The following is a 13,713-nucleotide window of genomic DNA, read 5'->3' as shown; positions in this document are numbered from 1 at the left end:
CCCGAATAGAGAGGCCAGAAAGGGCCCGTCCTGCAAAAGCTGCTCATCTGGCTGCATGGATATGATTTCGATGGGATTCGGCCAGTCGATTGATAAATCCGTAGAAGCCGGAATAATGAAAACAGTTCCAGCGGGGTAACTAGATTTCTCATCTTGCCGCACAGAAGAATACCATTTTAAATTGTGGACCTGTTCTCGCAGAACCATGATGGTTGTAACATCTCTGTGGTAACTCGCCACCCCGATTTGGGTAGTCGCGCACGTTAAACCGCTCTTGCTCGCTTTCGTCTGCACTTTTGTACCAGCCTCCTTCCCCGCTCTCTAACCTGTAATAATTGATTGAAATTCAATCACTAAGCTCATCCTCACCTTAATCATTCGATCTGAAAACAGAGAATAAGAACACACAGTTTGTTGCTAGACCGCGCACAGCCTCCCTGTCGTACACTTGTCAAAAATACAACCAATCAACTTCATTGTTCACAATAATACAATTTAAACGTGTAATTGAAATTTGCAATCGGAATCTCAAGCGCTAAACATCGATTATTCTTTTGCAAATGGTTCGCAATAGCACTTGATCGTAAAACAGCGATCGGCTATGCAATTGCAACTGATTGGCAACAAGGATTTGGATATGCTGCGTCGTATTTTACGAACAACGACACTCGGTCTCGTGAGCGGGGCTCTTCTCTGGACAAGCGCAAGCGTTGCTTTTGCGGAGAAATTCAAGGCCGTGACGACATTCACTGTTATCGCCGATATTGCGCAGAATGTTGCGGGCGATGCCGCGACGGTTGAGTCAATCACGAAGCCAGGTGCCGAGATCCACAATTATCAGCCAACACCGGGAGACCTAATTAAAGCCCAGGACGCCAAGCTGGTCCTCTGGAATGGCCTTGGTCTGGAACTATGGTTCGAAAAATTCTTTTCGCGTCTCAAGGATGTTCCAAGCGCAGTTGTTTCCGATGGCGTTGAGCCAATCGATATCAGCGAGGGACCTTATAGCGGCAAGCCAAATCCGCATGCCTGGATGTCACCGAATGCCGCATTGATCTATGTCGACAATATTCGGGATGCGTTTGTCAAAAATGATCCGGCGAACGCTGACATCTACAAGGCAAATGCAGAGATTTACAAAGCGAAGATTAAAGCGACGATCGATCCTATCCGGGCTGAGCTGACGGCTATTCCTGAAGACAAGCGTTGGCTCGTTTCAAGTGAAGGCGCATTCTCCTATCTGGCTCGGGACTTCGGTTTGAAAGAGCTTTATCTCTGGCCAATCAATGCAGACCAACAGGGCACTCCACAGCAGGTGCGAAAAGTGATCGATGCAGTGCGCGAAAATGGCATTACGGCTGTCTTTTCCGAAAGCACGGTTTCTCCTGCCCCAGCCAAGCAGGTCGCTCGTGAGACCGGCGCAAAATATGCCGGTGTTCTCTATGTTGATTCACTTTCGGACCCCGACGGTCCCGTGCCGACATATATTGATCTCCTGAAAGTCACCTCCAGCACGATTGCCCAAGGGCTCAAACAATGAATGCACCCATAGATCTTCATGGAGATACCTTCGCCGTGCTGGATAAAAGCGCGGTCGACGGTATCAACGTGCAAAATGCAACTGTCACGTATCGAAACGGCCATACGGCTTTACACAATGCAAGTTTTACGACCCCAACCGGAACGATTACAGCGCTTGTCGGCGTCAACGGATCCGGCAAGTCGACCCTGTTCAAAGCGATTATGGGGTTTGTCAAACTAGCCAAGGGCGAAATATCTATTCTCGGAATGCCGGTTGGGGCTGCGCTCAAGAAGAACCTAGTGGCTTACGTCCCGCAAAGTGAGGACGTCGACTGGAATTTTCCGGTTCTCGTTGAAGATGTCGTCATGATGGGTCGCTACGGCCATATGGGCATGATGCGCATCCCGCGCCGCGCCGACAAAGAAGCCGTAGAAAAAGCGCTTGATCGCGTGAATATGCTCGAATTTCGTCATCGACAGATCGGTGAGCTTTCAGGCGGGCAAAAGAAGCGGGTATTTCTTGCGCGAGCGCTCGCACAAGACGGGCGCGTCATTCTTCTGGATGAACCCTTCACTGGCGTAGATGTGAAGACCGAAGAAGCAATCGTCACACTTCTTCGCAGTTTGCGAGATGAGGGGCGCGTCATGCTGGTCTCGACCCACAATCTTGGCAGTGTTCCCGAATTCTGCGACCGAACCGTATTACTGAAACGAACAGTTCTCGGTTACGGGCCGACTGCGGAGGTTTTCACACAAGAGAACCTCGAAAAGACTTTCGGCGGCGTGCTGCGCCATCTTGTACTCGGCGAGACTAGCGGTGCAGGACGAGGCGCCGTCAGCGTCATAACTGACGATGAGCGCCCGTTTGTTGTTTATGAGAACGAAGACTCCGCGACCCGCAAACGGAGCCAGCAACAATGACCGTATTACTTGAGCCGTTCAGTTATAGCTACATGCTGAATGCGATGTGGGTTTCGGCGCTGGTGGGCGGGGTATGTGCCTTTCTTTCGGCTTATCTCATGCTGAAAGGTTGGTCGCTGATTGGCGACGCTCTATCCCATTCCATCGTCCCTGGCGTTGCGGGCGCTTATATGCTTGGCCTCCCCTTCTCCATCGGCGCATTTTTCTCTGGCGGTCTCGCCGCAGCAGCGATGCTCTTTCTCAACCAACGTACAAAGCTGAAGGAAGATGCTATCATCGGTCTGATCTTCTCGTCATTCTTCGGACTTGGCCTCTTCATGATCTCGTTGAAGCCGACGGCCGTCAGCATTCAGACCATCGTTCTCGGCAATATCCTCGCCATCACACCGGAAGATACTCTACAACTGGCAATCATCGGCTTCGTTTCCCTGTCGCTGCTTCTTTTGAAGTGGAAAGATCTGATGGTAGTGTTCTTCGATGAAAACCATGCGCGTTCGATCGGTCTCAAGCCCAATCTGTTGAAGATCATGTTCTTCACATTGCTGTCGGCATCGACTGTCGCCGCGATGCAGACGGTTGGTGCCTTTCTCGTCATCTGTATGGTGGTAACGCCCGGTGCAACCGCATATCTACTGACAGACCGGTTTTCGCGACTGCTTTGGATTGCTGTTGCTATCGGCTCCGTCACAAGCTTCACAGGAGCCTATGTAAGCTATTTTCTGGACGGTGCGACGGGAGGCATCATCGTCGTTCTCCAGACGCTTGTCTTCCTCAGTGTATTTCTGCTTGCTCCAAAGCATGGGCTGCTGGCCGCACGCCGCAAAGCGGCAATCGCTCTAAGGGAGTTCCAGCAATGACCATTCTGGATATGCTGGCCTCACCGTTTCAGTTCGAATTCATGCGCTATGCACTGGCTATTTCCGTGCTCATCGCGATACCAACAGCATTGCTGTCGTGCTTTCTGGTCCTCAAGGGCTGGTCATTGATGGGTGACGCGATCAGCCACGCGGTTCTTCCGGGTGTGGTTGTCGCCTATATTATCGGAATACCCTTCGGTATCGGAGCCTTCGTAGCGGGCATGGCCTGCGCCCTTGCAACCGGCTACCTCACCGAAAACAGCCGCATCAAGCAGGATACGGTGATGGGCATCGTATTCTCCGGCATGTTCGGTCTTGGCCTGGTTCTTTATGTTGCGATCCGCTCGACAGTGCATCTCGATCATATCCTGTTCGGCGACATGCTCGGAATAACATTGTCCGACCTCATCGAAACAGCAATTATCGCCGCACTGACCGCTGGCATTCTTGTGGTCAAATGGCGCGACTTCCTGCTGCACGCTTTCGATCCGGCGCAAGCCAGAGCCGTCGGCCTACCGGTCCGCCTGCTGCATTACGGTTTGCTTTGCCTGATTTCACTTACAATTGTCGGCGTTTTGAAGGCCGTAGGCATCATTCTGGCTATCGCCATGTTGATTGCGCCCGGTGCAATTGCGTTTCTGCTCACACGCAAATTCAGCACCATGATGCTGCTCGCCGTAACAATTGCGGTCACCGCATCCTTCTTCGGTGTCTATCTGGCTTTTTTCATCGACAGCGCTCCCGCTCCAACAATCGTTCTGCTGATGACCGCAATGTTTCTCGCCGCGTTCATCTACTCTTCCCGGAGAAATGCCAAGTTCGAAGAACGTGCAGAAGAAGTTTGACTGAACGCTCATAACAAGCTGGGTCCTGTACACTCTCCGTCGGGCCTGCTTGCGTGCGACGTGGACAGCTTTGCAAAGCTGTCCACGTCTTCGTCTTTACGTCATACAGCTGTTATAAATTCTCGCTAAACAGCGCCTAGACGACGTTCCAAAATGGAACTGAAGATAGTTTTTTCAGCGCAACTTCACTTTTGCGGCTTGTCGAGGTGGCTTAAAGATGCTTCAATCCAATTTGCACGGCTGTGCAGAAAAAATAAAATCAGCCGGCGATCCTGGGGAGGAGACGCTTATGCCAGCGTTTTTGGAGGTGGCGGACGCGCGCGTTCGTTATGGCAACAATGAAGTTCTCAAAGGCGTAAATCTATCCGTCAAGAAGGGTGAGTTCGTCGCGCTTCTCGGCTCGTCTGGGTGCGGCAAGACAACCCTGCTGCGTGCGATTGCAGGCTTCAACATGCCGTCCAACGGTGCGATCCGCGTAGACGGCAGAGACGTCACCAAATTGCCCCCGGATAAGCGCGGAATGGCCCTTGTCTTCCAGTCTTACGCGCTCTGGCCGCATATGACTGTCGCGCAGAACATGGGTTATGGTCTGCGTATTCGTGGCACGACGAAGGAGACCATCAAGCAGAAGGTTGATGAAGTTGCTCGCCTGCTGGGGCTGGATGCTTTGCTGGAGCGCAAACCTGCCGCCCTTTCCGGCGGACAACGCCAGCGCGTCGCCCTCGGGCGCGCCCTCGCCATTCAGCCTGACATCCTGCTCCTCGATGAGCCGCTCTCCAATCTCGATGCACGCATCAGACTATCGGTTCGCCATGAGATCAGCGCTTTGCAGCGCCGTCTCGGCATTACAGCTGTTCACGTAACGCATGATCGGGAAGAAGCCATGGTCATGGCCGACCGTATCGTCATTCTCAATAATGGCGAAATTGCTCAGGCAGGTGCTCCAGAAGAGGTTTACAACCACCCCACCTCGGATTTCGTCGCGGCATTTATGGGTGCTGAGAATCTGATCGAAGTACCAATCCAGATCAAAGCCGACCGTATCGAGATCGCAGCAGGCGCCAACAACAAGGCGAGTACGATTTCGGCAGGACGCCGAAATCTGTCCGACGGCATGGCATCGGCTCGTTTCCGCAGCGAAGCAGCCTGTCTCACCAAGCCGGGAGTTGTTCGGAACTCCCCGACGTCCGAATTAGCCCTCAACGGCACGGTGGAGCAGACCAGCTATCCCGGTGGCCTCTGGAGACACATGATCCGCGTCGGGGATCGGCACATCATGGTCGACGCTCAGGAAAGCCATCAGCCCGGTGCCAATGTTGAAATCCACATACCTGAACACGCCCTGTTTCTGTTCGACAAATAGTCAGGCGCTCGCCGTCTTTTCGTCAGTGTGCTGATGATGCGTCATTGAGTTAATGGGAGACTAGAGATCAACGAAATACGCAATTCACGTTGAACTTGATCGTGCACAGCTGTGCACGTTGACCTCAACGTCTTTCCCGCACCAAAATGGGGCACCCCGTTTCAAGATCGTTTTCACAGGCATTTTCGTGCCCGTGAATGCCACCATTCCCGATAGACGCCACTGGATGCACTGCATCTGCTTTCAATCAAAAGACCGGAAATCCCGGTTTCATACAGGAGTCCTTTTCATGAGAACTATCCTGAACGCGGCAATGGCAATTGGCCTCACCGTTGCACCCGCCACCGCCGATGAGCTTACCGTCATCACGGCAGGTGACCAGAACATGGTTGACTATATCAATCAGTATCTCGGACCGTTGTTCGAGAAGGAAAATCCCGGAACGACCGTTCGCGTTGTGGGAACAGGTCCCGGCGATGCGGGTTCGCAGAAGGTTCTAGAGCGTTTCGAAGCCCAGTCCAAGGCTGGCGTGGAAAAATGGGACACCGACGTCGCCGTCGTCCACGAGAAGTTCGTCGGACCTATGGTAACGGCGAAGTTCCTCGAAAATTATCGCGGCAAAATCGACAGCGGTAAGCTGGTGACGCGCGATAATGCGAAAATGGCGCTCGGTACGGATGTCGACGGCTACGTCATGCCGATGTTCAACAGCCAGACCGCACTTGCCTACAATCCTGCACTCGTTGCCAATCCGCCAAAGAGTTATGACGAGCTCGTCGCATGGGCCAAGGAAAACCCAAAGCAATTCGGCTATAACGGCATCAAGGGTGGCGCATCGGGCGTGAGCTTTGTTATGGGCTGGATCTATGCTTATGGTGGCGACGCAGACAAGCTGATGAAGGGTCCATTCGAAGAGGGCGAAGCGAAGAACTGGGACAAGGCGTTTGCCTCGCTAAAGGACTTTACTAAGAACGCCACCCTCACCCCAGGCAATGCAGGCACTCTCGACATGTTGAGCCGTGGCGAAATCGCGATGGGACCAGTCTGGGTCGACATGTTCTATTCGTGGAAGGCGAATGGACAGCTTCCCCCGGAAATGAAACTTGTCCTACCGGCTCCCGGCATGCCCGGTCAGCCGATGCATTATGTGATCCCGGAAAAAAGCGCGCATAAGGAACTGGCCGAAAAATTCGTGGCATTGGCGACGAGCCCGAAAGTACAGGCCGAAGGTATCGTGAAGCGCTTCAACTGGTATCCGGGCATCGATGCCGACCATGTCAAGGCAGAGCTGGACGGTGACACCTGGAACAAGCTCTTCACCGACATTTCGCCGGACGAGCTTGCTAAATACGGCAAACCCTTCCCAATCGCACCTTATAACAGCGCGATTCTGGAAGCTTATGAGCGTCAGGTCGGCAATTAAGTCCGACAATCCTGCCTTCTATCGGAGCGCTTTGACGAACTGGGTTCCATTCGGAGCGCTCCGAAATTGACGCCGGATTACGCAATCAAAGCACCACGAGTGTTTCCGGCGCGCATCCTACTTCATGAGGTTTCGAATGTCGCATCGACTGACGGGGATTCTTCTTGTCGCGCCGGCACTGGCGATCGTCCTATTGCTGTTCATCGTACCGCTTTTGGGAGCGATCACCGGAGCTTTCAACGTTTCCGGGGAATGGGGAACCGGCAATTTCACCAAAGCATTCGAACTTTATTCCAGCGACATCATCTTCACCTTTGTCATCGTTACACTGTCGTCCCTGCTGATTGCGTTATTCTCTATCGCCATCGGCGGTTACCTGACGCTTGGCTCGAACCCGCGCGCTGTCACTGTTCTGCGCTGGCTCTATCGCTGGCCGCTTTTCATCCCCTTCATTGTCGTTGGCCAGATACTCCGCACCTTCCTTGCCAAGAACGGGTTGATGAACAGCCTGCTCATCGAAACAGGGGTCCTTACCCCCTTGCAGGCAATGAGCTTTCTCGACTGGCGTGGCATCGTCATTGCATTCGTCTGGAAACAGACGCCATTTGTCACGTTGTTGCTGGCAGGTGCAATGGCATCCATCGATCGCAGCACGATTGAATCCGCTCGCAATCTTGGTGCCGGGCGGCTGCGCATTCTCATCGAGATTGTTCTGCCGCAAGTCCGCCAAACGCTGCTCGTTGGGTTGATACTGAGCTTTGTCACCATGATGTCCGTCTTGTCCGTGCCTTTGATGATCAACGCCCAATCACCAACGATGATCACGGCAAACATGGCATTCCGTATCAATGCTTATGGGGATTACGGCGTCGCAAATGCATTGGGTACGATCTCGCTCCTCATGACCAGCCTCGTCGCCTGGGTTTACCTGCGCCAGACCATGAAGGAACACGGCCAATGAGCAACATCATCGACTGGCGCTGGATACCACGTGGCATATTGCTTGGTCTGCTCGCCTTCGCGATTTTCGGGCCACTCGCCAACCTGCTTCTGTGGGCTGTAGCTGAGCGTTGGTATTTCCCACACACACTGCCGCTTCAGTATGGTTTCTCTTTCTGGGCGAATGTGTTTTCGCCTCGCGGCAATGCGCTCTCGTCACTTGGCACAAGCGTTCTTATTGCAGGCCTGACAGTGATCGTTTCACTTGGCCTCGCCATTCCCGCCGGTTATGCTCTCGCACGCCTGAAACTGCCGTTTCGTGGGCTGATCCTGCTGACGCTGCTGATCCCGCAGGCTTTTCCGAACCTGCCCGTTTACGTAAACATCGCGCAGATGTTCTACTCGTTCGGCTTGAATGGCACGATCACAGGTGTCGTTCTGGTGCATGTCACTCATGGTCTGGTCTATGCCGTATGGATCGCCACGGCAGCGTTTTCGGCAATTGATCGGGAGCTTGAAGAAGCGGCGCGCTCAATGGGCGCTTCCGCCCTCAAGACATTCTTCGACATCACCCTGCCAATAGCCGCACCGGGTTTGCTTGCAAGCGCGATCTTTGTCTTTCTTGAATCGCTCGATGAGTTCACCGGCACTTATTTCGTTGGCGCCCCTGATATTTCCACCCTGCCCTTGCTGCTTTATACAGCGAGTTCCGGCGGCAATTATCAAATCGCGTCGATCAGCGCATTGATATTGCTGGTGCCATCAATTGCCTTCATGTTCGTGGTCGAGCGCTTCCTCAGGGCCGATGTCCTTTCAAAAGTAGGGCGATAAAATGCCAGATAAAGAAATGCAGCGAGAACAAGACGGCGCGGATAACCAGCCACGGTTCATCAGCGCGCATGAAGTCGCGCTCGAGGCAGGCGTGTCACGCTCCGCTGTGTCCCGAACCTTTACGCCTGGCGCCAGTGTTTCGCCCTCAACACGCGAGAAAGTGCTCAAAGCTGCCGAAAAACTTGGATATCAGGTCAATGACCTTGCGCGCGGTCTTCTTGCCAATCGCAGTCGTATCGTCGGAATGATTGCGGCAGACCCGGATAGTCCTTTTCGCTCCCGCCAGATTGCAGCGCTTTCCCGTCGACTTGCAGCACGTGGCAGTGTGCCGGTGTTGATCCCGACCGGCCAGCATGGAGAAAACCTCTCTGCAGCCCACGAAACGCTGTTGCGCTATCGTGCCGAAGCGACGGTAGTTCTTTCCGGCATGCCCTCGTCGTCATTTGTCGATCTTGCCCAACGAAACGGCCAGACCCTGATCCTCGTCGGGCGAACCGAAGAGGGAGCCGATCATATTCACATCAACAATCGACTAGCCGCCGAAACGGCTGTCGAAATTTTCGCGGCACGAGGCATGAAAAAGCTTGGCCTCATAACGTCGAATGTCGGTAGTCTCAATCTGATTGAACGTGAGGAAGCTTTCATCGCCAAAGGCAAAAGCCTCGGATTGAGCGTCAGTATACAGCGCGGTGACCTGACCGACTATGACGGCGGTTACGGCGCGGCCTCCTTACTCCTCGGCGAGCGAGAGCGCGTCGAAGGCGTGTTTTGCGTCAACGACCTTATGGCTTTCGGCCTGATGGACTGCGCGCGCGATGTCTTCAATCTCTCTATTCCTGACGATATTTCGGTTATCGGCTTCGATAATGTCACGGAAGCACGCTGGGGGGCCTACCGGCTGACAACATTCGATCAGAATGCTGAACGCCTCTCTGCCGAAATCATCCGTCTGCTTGACGAGAGACAGGCCGCACCAAATGCGCTGCCTCAGACAGTTGTGCTCGAACTACCGCTCATATTGCGGAACAGCGTCAGGCCACTTAAAAACGAACGCGGCGTTCGAGGGATGCCAAATCAATGACTTTCCACTCCATCTGGTTGCGTCCTGCACGCGATGACCTCAAATTTCTGGAATCCATCGTTGCAGAACTGGCTGGCCACTTTGCTTCGCCCGTATTTGAACCACATGCGACACTTGTACCCGATATGATACGCTCGGCAGACGAACTGCTGCCGCTGGTGCTCAGCCTTGCGGTCGGTCGCAAACCTCTGGATGTTCTCATTGAGAACGTGACCGGAACCGAGGCTTATTTCCGCTCTTTCTACGCCACGCTGCAGAAAACACCTGCACTCATGGCACTGAAACAGGATTCACTGGGTATATCTGGAGAGAACGACATCTCGACTTTCCTTCCACATGTTTCGCTTGCCTATGGCGTTGCTGATCGAGCTTCGCGCGAAACAGAGATGACTCGCCTAGCAAGATCACTTGCTGGTCGCAATCTACGCTTCGACCGAATGGTGATCGTCAGTTCTTCAAGCGAGACACCAATCGATCAATGGATCGTCAAACACGAAATTTATCTTGCCGGATAGAAAAAGCCTGCCAGTCGGCAGGCTCTCTATACGTCCTCTCGGCTCTAAAGCGGACGCGGATACTGCCTGTAAACTTTTTCGATATCAGTCAGGACATCTTCCGACAGTTTGACTTGATGGGCCGCGATATCGGTCTTCAACTGATCTACAGTCGTTGCGCCTATGATGGCCGAGGTCATAAACGGGCGTGTCAATGTAAAGGCAATCGCCATCTGGGCGATGTCGAGACCGTGCTTCTTCGCAACATCGATATAGGCGCGAATTGCGGGCTCTGAGTGAACATTGTTCCGCCAGATGCCGCCTGCGGAAATGACCGCGCGCGAACCGGCGGGCAACCTGCCGCCCAGATATTTCCCGGTCAGAACGCCAGCTGCAAGCGTCGAATAAGCAAGCAGTCCAACGTCTTCGCAGAGCGCCAGCTCTGCCATGTCAAAATCGAACTGGCGCTGCAGAAGACTATATTCGTTCTGGATTGAGGCGATGCGTGGCAGACTGTGCTGCTCCGCCAACCGAAGCCACTGCATCGTTCCCCAGGCTGTCTCATTGGAAAGACCGATATGCCTGATCTTTCCGTCGCGAACCATGTCTCCGAGCCCGAGCAGAACATCATGCATCTGTTGAGTTTCTGCCGCACAATCCGTGTTGGACGGATCGAAGCTCCAGCTCTGGCCGAAATGGTAGTGTGCACGCATCGGCCAATGGACCTGATAGAGGTCAATATAGTCCGTCTGAAGCCGTTTCAGACTGTTCTCCACCGCCTCGCGAACACTGGTTCGGCTTGGCCTGGCGCCGTCTCGAATCCACTTCTGCCTACCGCCACCGGCGATCTTGCTCGCCAGTACGATCTTGTCACGTTTTCTAGATTTCTTGAGCCAACTACCAATGTAGGTCTCTGTCTTGCCATAGCTTTCCGAACTCATCGGTATGGCATATCCCTCGGCAGTATCAATAAAGTTGATACCAGCATCGAGAGCAATGTCGAGCTGCTCATGAGCATCGGACTCGGTATTCTGTACGCCCCAGGTCATGGTGCCGAGGCAAATTTCAGTGACAGTAAGGCCGGTACGGCCCAAAGGCTTCATTTTCACGAGAATTTTCCGGATCGATTGTTCGCGACTGCGCGATATGAGAATGGGACCAATTGATAGCCCCGCTCTACCGTAACTGACAAGCCTGTCACGAAAGTTTTAGATAAAACTATAGAAACCGTTCAGCCGAATAGGGTTTCGGATCGACAAACGGCTCTTCTCCCACGAGCATCTCAGCGAGCAAGCGTCCTGTCGCAGGCCCAAGCGTCAATCCATGATGAGCATGACCGAAATTGAACCATAGTCCCTTATGTTTTGGCGCTGCCCCAATCACCGGGCGCATATCCGGCAGGCACGGGCGCAATCCAAGCCATGGCGTCGTTTCGATGGGGTCTCCCAACTGAGGCACAAGCTTGCGCGCGATTTTCTCGTCCTTCCTGAGTTGTATATGGTTGGCAGGCGCATCCGGTGAAGCAAACTCTATGCCTGTCGACAGCCGCACACCTTGTACCATTGGGGCAAGAACATAGCCCGCTTCTTCATCCACCACTGTATGACCAAGCCGCGAGCCATCCTTCATGGTGAAATGAAGATGATGACCACGCTTGATGCCAAGCGGGACCGGATAGCCGAACTTTCGGAAGATGAGGCCGGATTGCGGACCAAGTGCGACCACAACATCGCGCGCACGGACGATACCCACCTCCGTCGCCACCTGCCAGCCACTCTCATTCTGTGCCAGGCTTGCAGCATCTCCGTGAACGGAGACGCCACCATTCCTGCCGAACAGATCAGCATAGGCTTTAACCAGCCCACCCGGGTTCACAACCGTCTTGGGGTCAAGCCAGTGAATGCCACCAACCACATCGCCAAGCGACGGTTCACGCTGGCGCAAGGCTGCCGCATCCAGAATATCATAAGACAGTTTGAAGCGTTGCAAATCGGGCAAACGGCGCACTGCTGCGTCGAATGCAGAAGATGACCGGAACACCTCGATCCATCCTTGCGACCGGATCAACCGTTCACTGCCCGATTGGGCCACCAAAGTATCATGCTCGCGAACACTCGCTTCAATCAAGGGCAACATAGCATTCGTGGCAGTCTTCAACCGCTCTGGCGACGATTCCCGCCAATATTGAAACAGCCAGCGAGCCATCTTCGGTATGTAAAACGGGTTGTAGCGAACGTCTGAGCGACGGTTCATCCCGTAACGCACAAGCGTCCAGAAGCCTTGCGGAAAGGAATAGGGAATAACGCTTGATCGCTCGATCAGACCGGCATTGCCGAAACTGGTGCCATTTCCGGGCTCACCTTTGTCAATCAGGCAGACAGAACGGCCCCGCGCCTGCAGATGTAGTGCCGTGGACACGCCAACAATACCGGCGCCCAGAACGATGACATCTTGTTGCTGAATCGGCATTTCCGGCATCCACCAAACCAAACAAATAAACGCGCCGATTGCAGCCGGCGCGTTGTTGCTTACAGCAAAGAGCTGTATCTTTTACAAGCAATCAGTAGATGTCGAAGTCGAAATATTTCTTCACGATCGTGGCATAAGTTCCATCGTCGCGAATTTTCTTGATTGCCGCATTGAACTGTTCGCGTAGATCGTCATCGCCCTGACGGAGCGCAATTCCGGTATCGGTCTGCGTGCCGGGAATATCGCCGATAAGCTTGCAACAATCCGCACCATCGCCCTTGATCCAGTCAGAAATCGGGAATTTGTCGGAAACAACCGCATCAAGCCGCCCATTCTTCAGGTCAGCATTGGCTTCGTCGGCAGTCGGGTAAAGCTTAACATCAGCGCCAGCCTTGCCGTAGACATCCTCCGCATAATTGCCCTGCGTCGTCGATCCCTGAGCGCCAACCGACTTTCCCTTGAATGCTTCGGCATCCAGCGATGTGATCGGGCTATCCTTCGACACGGCAACGGAAAGTGGTGTGGAGTAATATTTGTCCGTGAACGCAACTTCCTTCTTGCGCTCTTCCGTGATGCTCATCGATGCAATGACAGCATCGAACTTGTTCGACTTCAGGCCGGGAATCATCCCGTCCCAGTCGTTAGCAACAATCGTGCACTTGGCATCCATCGCCTTGCACAGGGCATTGGCTATTTCGACATCAAGTCCCTGAAGCGAACCGTCCGCCGCCACGAAATTGAAAGGTGGATACGCACCTTCGGTGGCGATGCGGATTTCTTTCCATTCTTTGGCCTGCGCCGGCAAGGCAGCGATTACAGATGCTACGCCCGCAAATAGGATGGCTTTCAACATAACTATTCCCCTTACTGCTTTGTTATCGTTGTAATTGGCAGGGCACCCCCCGCGAATGGTAGCGCCTGATTTCATGCGCTTGCCATGACTGAAGCACCGGACGCCTTCCACTGCAA

General features: G+C 53.7%; 13 protein-coding genes and 1 pseudogene. 10 read left to right on the top strand and 4 right to left on the bottom strand.

Features of this window, described 5'->3' with window-relative positions; genetic code table 11:
• Positions 1-294: pseudogene (locus ABDF71_RS24150) on the bottom strand (AraC family transcriptional regulator); the annotation flags it as partial.
• Between the two features lie 343 nt (positions 295-637).
• On the opposite strand from ABDF71_RS24150, the gene ABDF71_RS24145 reads away from it, so the two are divergent.
• The 10 genes from ABDF71_RS24145 to ABDF71_RS24100 all read left to right on the top strand — a co-directional run bounded on the left by ABDF71_RS24145 (position 638) and on the right by ABDF71_RS24100 (position 10,296).
• Positions 638-1,540, top strand: a complete 903-nt coding sequence (locus tag ABDF71_RS24145; protein WP_151663070.1) for a metal ABC transporter substrate-binding protein — start codon at positions 638-640, stop codon at positions 1,538-1,540.
• Positions 1,537-2,442 carry a manganese/iron ABC transporter ATP-binding protein gene (locus ABDF71_RS24140; RefSeq protein ID WP_010658886.1) on the top strand — a complete coding sequence of 302 codons (906 nt, stop codon included), beginning with the start codon at positions 1,537-1,539 and terminating at the stop codon, positions 2,440-2,442. Before ABDF71_RS24145 ends, ABDF71_RS24140 begins: the two co-directional genes overlap by 4 nt.
• Entirely contained in the window at positions 2,439-3,299 is an 861-nt protein-coding gene (locus tag ABDF71_RS24135; protein ID WP_010658887.1) for a metal ABC transporter permease, read from the top strand. Before ABDF71_RS24140 ends, ABDF71_RS24135 begins: the two co-directional genes overlap by 4 nt.
• Complete coding sequence (locus ABDF71_RS24130; RefSeq protein ID WP_010658888.1) at positions 3,296-4,144, top strand: metal ABC transporter permease; 849 nt, start codon at positions 3,296-3,298, stop codon at positions 4,142-4,144. The genes ABDF71_RS24135 and ABDF71_RS24130 overlap by 4 nt, the downstream gene beginning before the upstream one ends.
• Before the next feature lie 289 nt (positions 4,145-4,433).
• Positions 4,434-5,507: an ABC transporter ATP-binding protein gene (locus tag ABDF71_RS24125; RefSeq protein ID WP_151615126.1), complete on the top strand. Its 1,074-nt coding sequence runs from the start codon at positions 4,434-4,436 to the stop codon at positions 5,505-5,507.
• 289 nt (positions 5,508-5,796) lie between these two features.
• The gene (locus ABDF71_RS24120) at positions 5,797-6,930 is read left to right on the top strand and encodes an ABC transporter substrate-binding protein (RefSeq protein ID WP_029375970.1); all 1,134 of its coding nucleotides are present in this window, start codon (positions 5,797-5,799) and stop codon (positions 6,928-6,930) included.
• 136 nt (positions 6,931-7,066) lie between these two features.
• A complete protein-coding gene (locus ABDF71_RS24115) occupies positions 7,067-7,891 on the top strand; it encodes an ABC transporter permease (protein WP_258124295.1) in 825 nt (274 codons plus the stop codon).
• The gene (locus ABDF71_RS24110; RefSeq protein ID WP_029927273.1) at positions 7,888-8,700 is read left to right on the top strand and encodes an ABC transporter permease; all 813 of its coding nucleotides are present in this window, start codon (positions 7,888-7,890) and stop codon (positions 8,698-8,700) included. The genes ABDF71_RS24115 and ABDF71_RS24110 overlap by 4 nt, the downstream gene beginning before the upstream one ends.
• 1 nt (position 8,701) lies before the next feature.
• Positions 8,702-9,781 (top strand): LacI family DNA-binding transcriptional regulator, encoded by a 1,080-nt coding sequence (locus tag ABDF71_RS24105; RefSeq protein ID WP_029375971.1) that lies wholly within the window; start codon positions 8,702-8,704, stop codon positions 9,779-9,781.
• Positions 9,778-10,296, top strand: a complete 519-nt coding sequence (locus ABDF71_RS24100) for a haloacid dehalogenase (protein WP_010658894.1) — start codon at positions 9,778-9,780, stop codon at positions 10,294-10,296. Before ABDF71_RS24105 ends, ABDF71_RS24100 begins: the two co-directional genes overlap by 4 nt.
• Before the next feature lie 44 nt (positions 10,297-10,340).
• Here the strand turns inward: ABDF71_RS24100 and ABDF71_RS24095 are convergent, their stop codons facing one another.
• The 3 genes from ABDF71_RS24095 to ABDF71_RS24085 all read right to left on the bottom strand — a co-directional run bounded on the left by ABDF71_RS24095 (position 10,341) and on the right by ABDF71_RS24085 (position 13,597).
• The gene (locus ABDF71_RS24095; RefSeq protein WP_500061820.1) at positions 10,341-11,378 is read right to left on the bottom strand and encodes an aldo/keto reductase; all 1,038 of its coding nucleotides are present in this window, start codon (positions 11,376-11,378) and stop codon (positions 10,341-10,343) included.
• A 115-nt stretch (positions 11,379-11,493) separates the two neighbouring features.
• On the bottom strand, positions 11,494-12,744 hold the full coding sequence (locus ABDF71_RS24090) for an NAD(P)/FAD-dependent oxidoreductase (RefSeq protein ID WP_010658896.1): 1,251 nt from the start codon (positions 12,742-12,744) through the stop codon (positions 11,494-11,496).
• A gap of 91 nt (positions 12,745-12,835) precedes the next feature.
• Positions 12,836-13,597 (bottom strand): ABC transporter substrate-binding protein, encoded by a 762-nt coding sequence (locus ABDF71_RS24085; RefSeq protein WP_010658897.1) that lies wholly within the window; start codon positions 13,595-13,597, stop codon positions 12,836-12,838.
• Positions 13,598-13,713 lie beyond the last annotated feature (116 nt).

It is taken from the genome of Ochrobactrum sp. WV_118_8, from assembly GCF_039631535.1.
In the GTDB taxonomy this organism is placed as follows: Bacteria; Pseudomonadota; Alphaproteobacteria; order Rhizobiales; family Rhizobiaceae; genus Brucella; species Brucella anthropi.
This window is presented reverse-complemented; position numbering and strand designations above follow the sequence as displayed.

Excerpts from the sequence above, each read along its gene's own strand:
- ABDF71_RS24145 (WP_151663070.1), top strand. The coding sequence starts at position 638 with ATGCTGCGTCGTATTTTACGAACAACGACACTCGGTCTCGTGAGCGGG.
- ABDF71_RS24140 (WP_010658886.1), top strand. The coding sequence starts at position 1,537 with ATGAATGCACCCATAGATCTTCATGGAGATACCTTCGCCGTGCTGGAT.
- ABDF71_RS24135 (WP_010658887.1), top strand. The coding sequence starts at position 2,439 with ATGACCGTATTACTTGAGCCGTTCAGTTATAGCTACATGCTGAATGCG.
- ABDF71_RS24130 (WP_010658888.1), top strand. The coding sequence starts at position 3,296 with ATGACCATTCTGGATATGCTGGCCTCACCGTTTCAGTTCGAATTCATG.
- ABDF71_RS24125 (WP_151615126.1), top strand. The coding sequence starts at position 4,434 with ATGCCAGCGTTTTTGGAGGTGGCGGACGCGCGCGTTCGTTATGGCAAC.
- ABDF71_RS24120 (WP_029375970.1), top strand. The coding sequence starts at position 5,797 with ATGAGAACTATCCTGAACGCGGCAATGGCAATTGGCCTCACCGTTGCA.
- ABDF71_RS24115 (WP_258124295.1), top strand. The coding sequence starts at position 7,067 with ATGTCGCATCGACTGACGGGGATTCTTCTTGTCGCGCCGGCACTGGCG.
- ABDF71_RS24110 (WP_029927273.1), top strand. The coding sequence starts at position 7,888 with ATGAGCAACATCATCGACTGGCGCTGGATACCACGTGGCATATTGCTT.
- ABDF71_RS24105 (WP_029375971.1), top strand. The coding sequence starts at position 8,702 with ATGCCAGATAAAGAAATGCAGCGAGAACAAGACGGCGCGGATAACCAG.
- ABDF71_RS24100 (WP_010658894.1), top strand. The coding sequence starts at position 9,778 with ATGACTTTCCACTCCATCTGGTTGCGTCCTGCACGCGATGACCTCAAA.
- ABDF71_RS24095 (WP_500061820.1), bottom strand. The coding sequence starts at position 11,378 with ATGAAGCCTTTGGGCCGTACCGGCCTTACTGTCACTGAAATTTGCCTC.
- ABDF71_RS24090 (WP_010658896.1), bottom strand. The coding sequence starts at position 12,744 with ATGCCGATTCAGCAACAAGATGTCATCGTTCTGGGCGCCGGTATTGTT.
- ABDF71_RS24085 (WP_010658897.1), bottom strand. The coding sequence starts at position 13,597 with ATGTTGAAAGCCATCCTATTTGCGGGCGTAGCATCTGTAATCGCTGCC.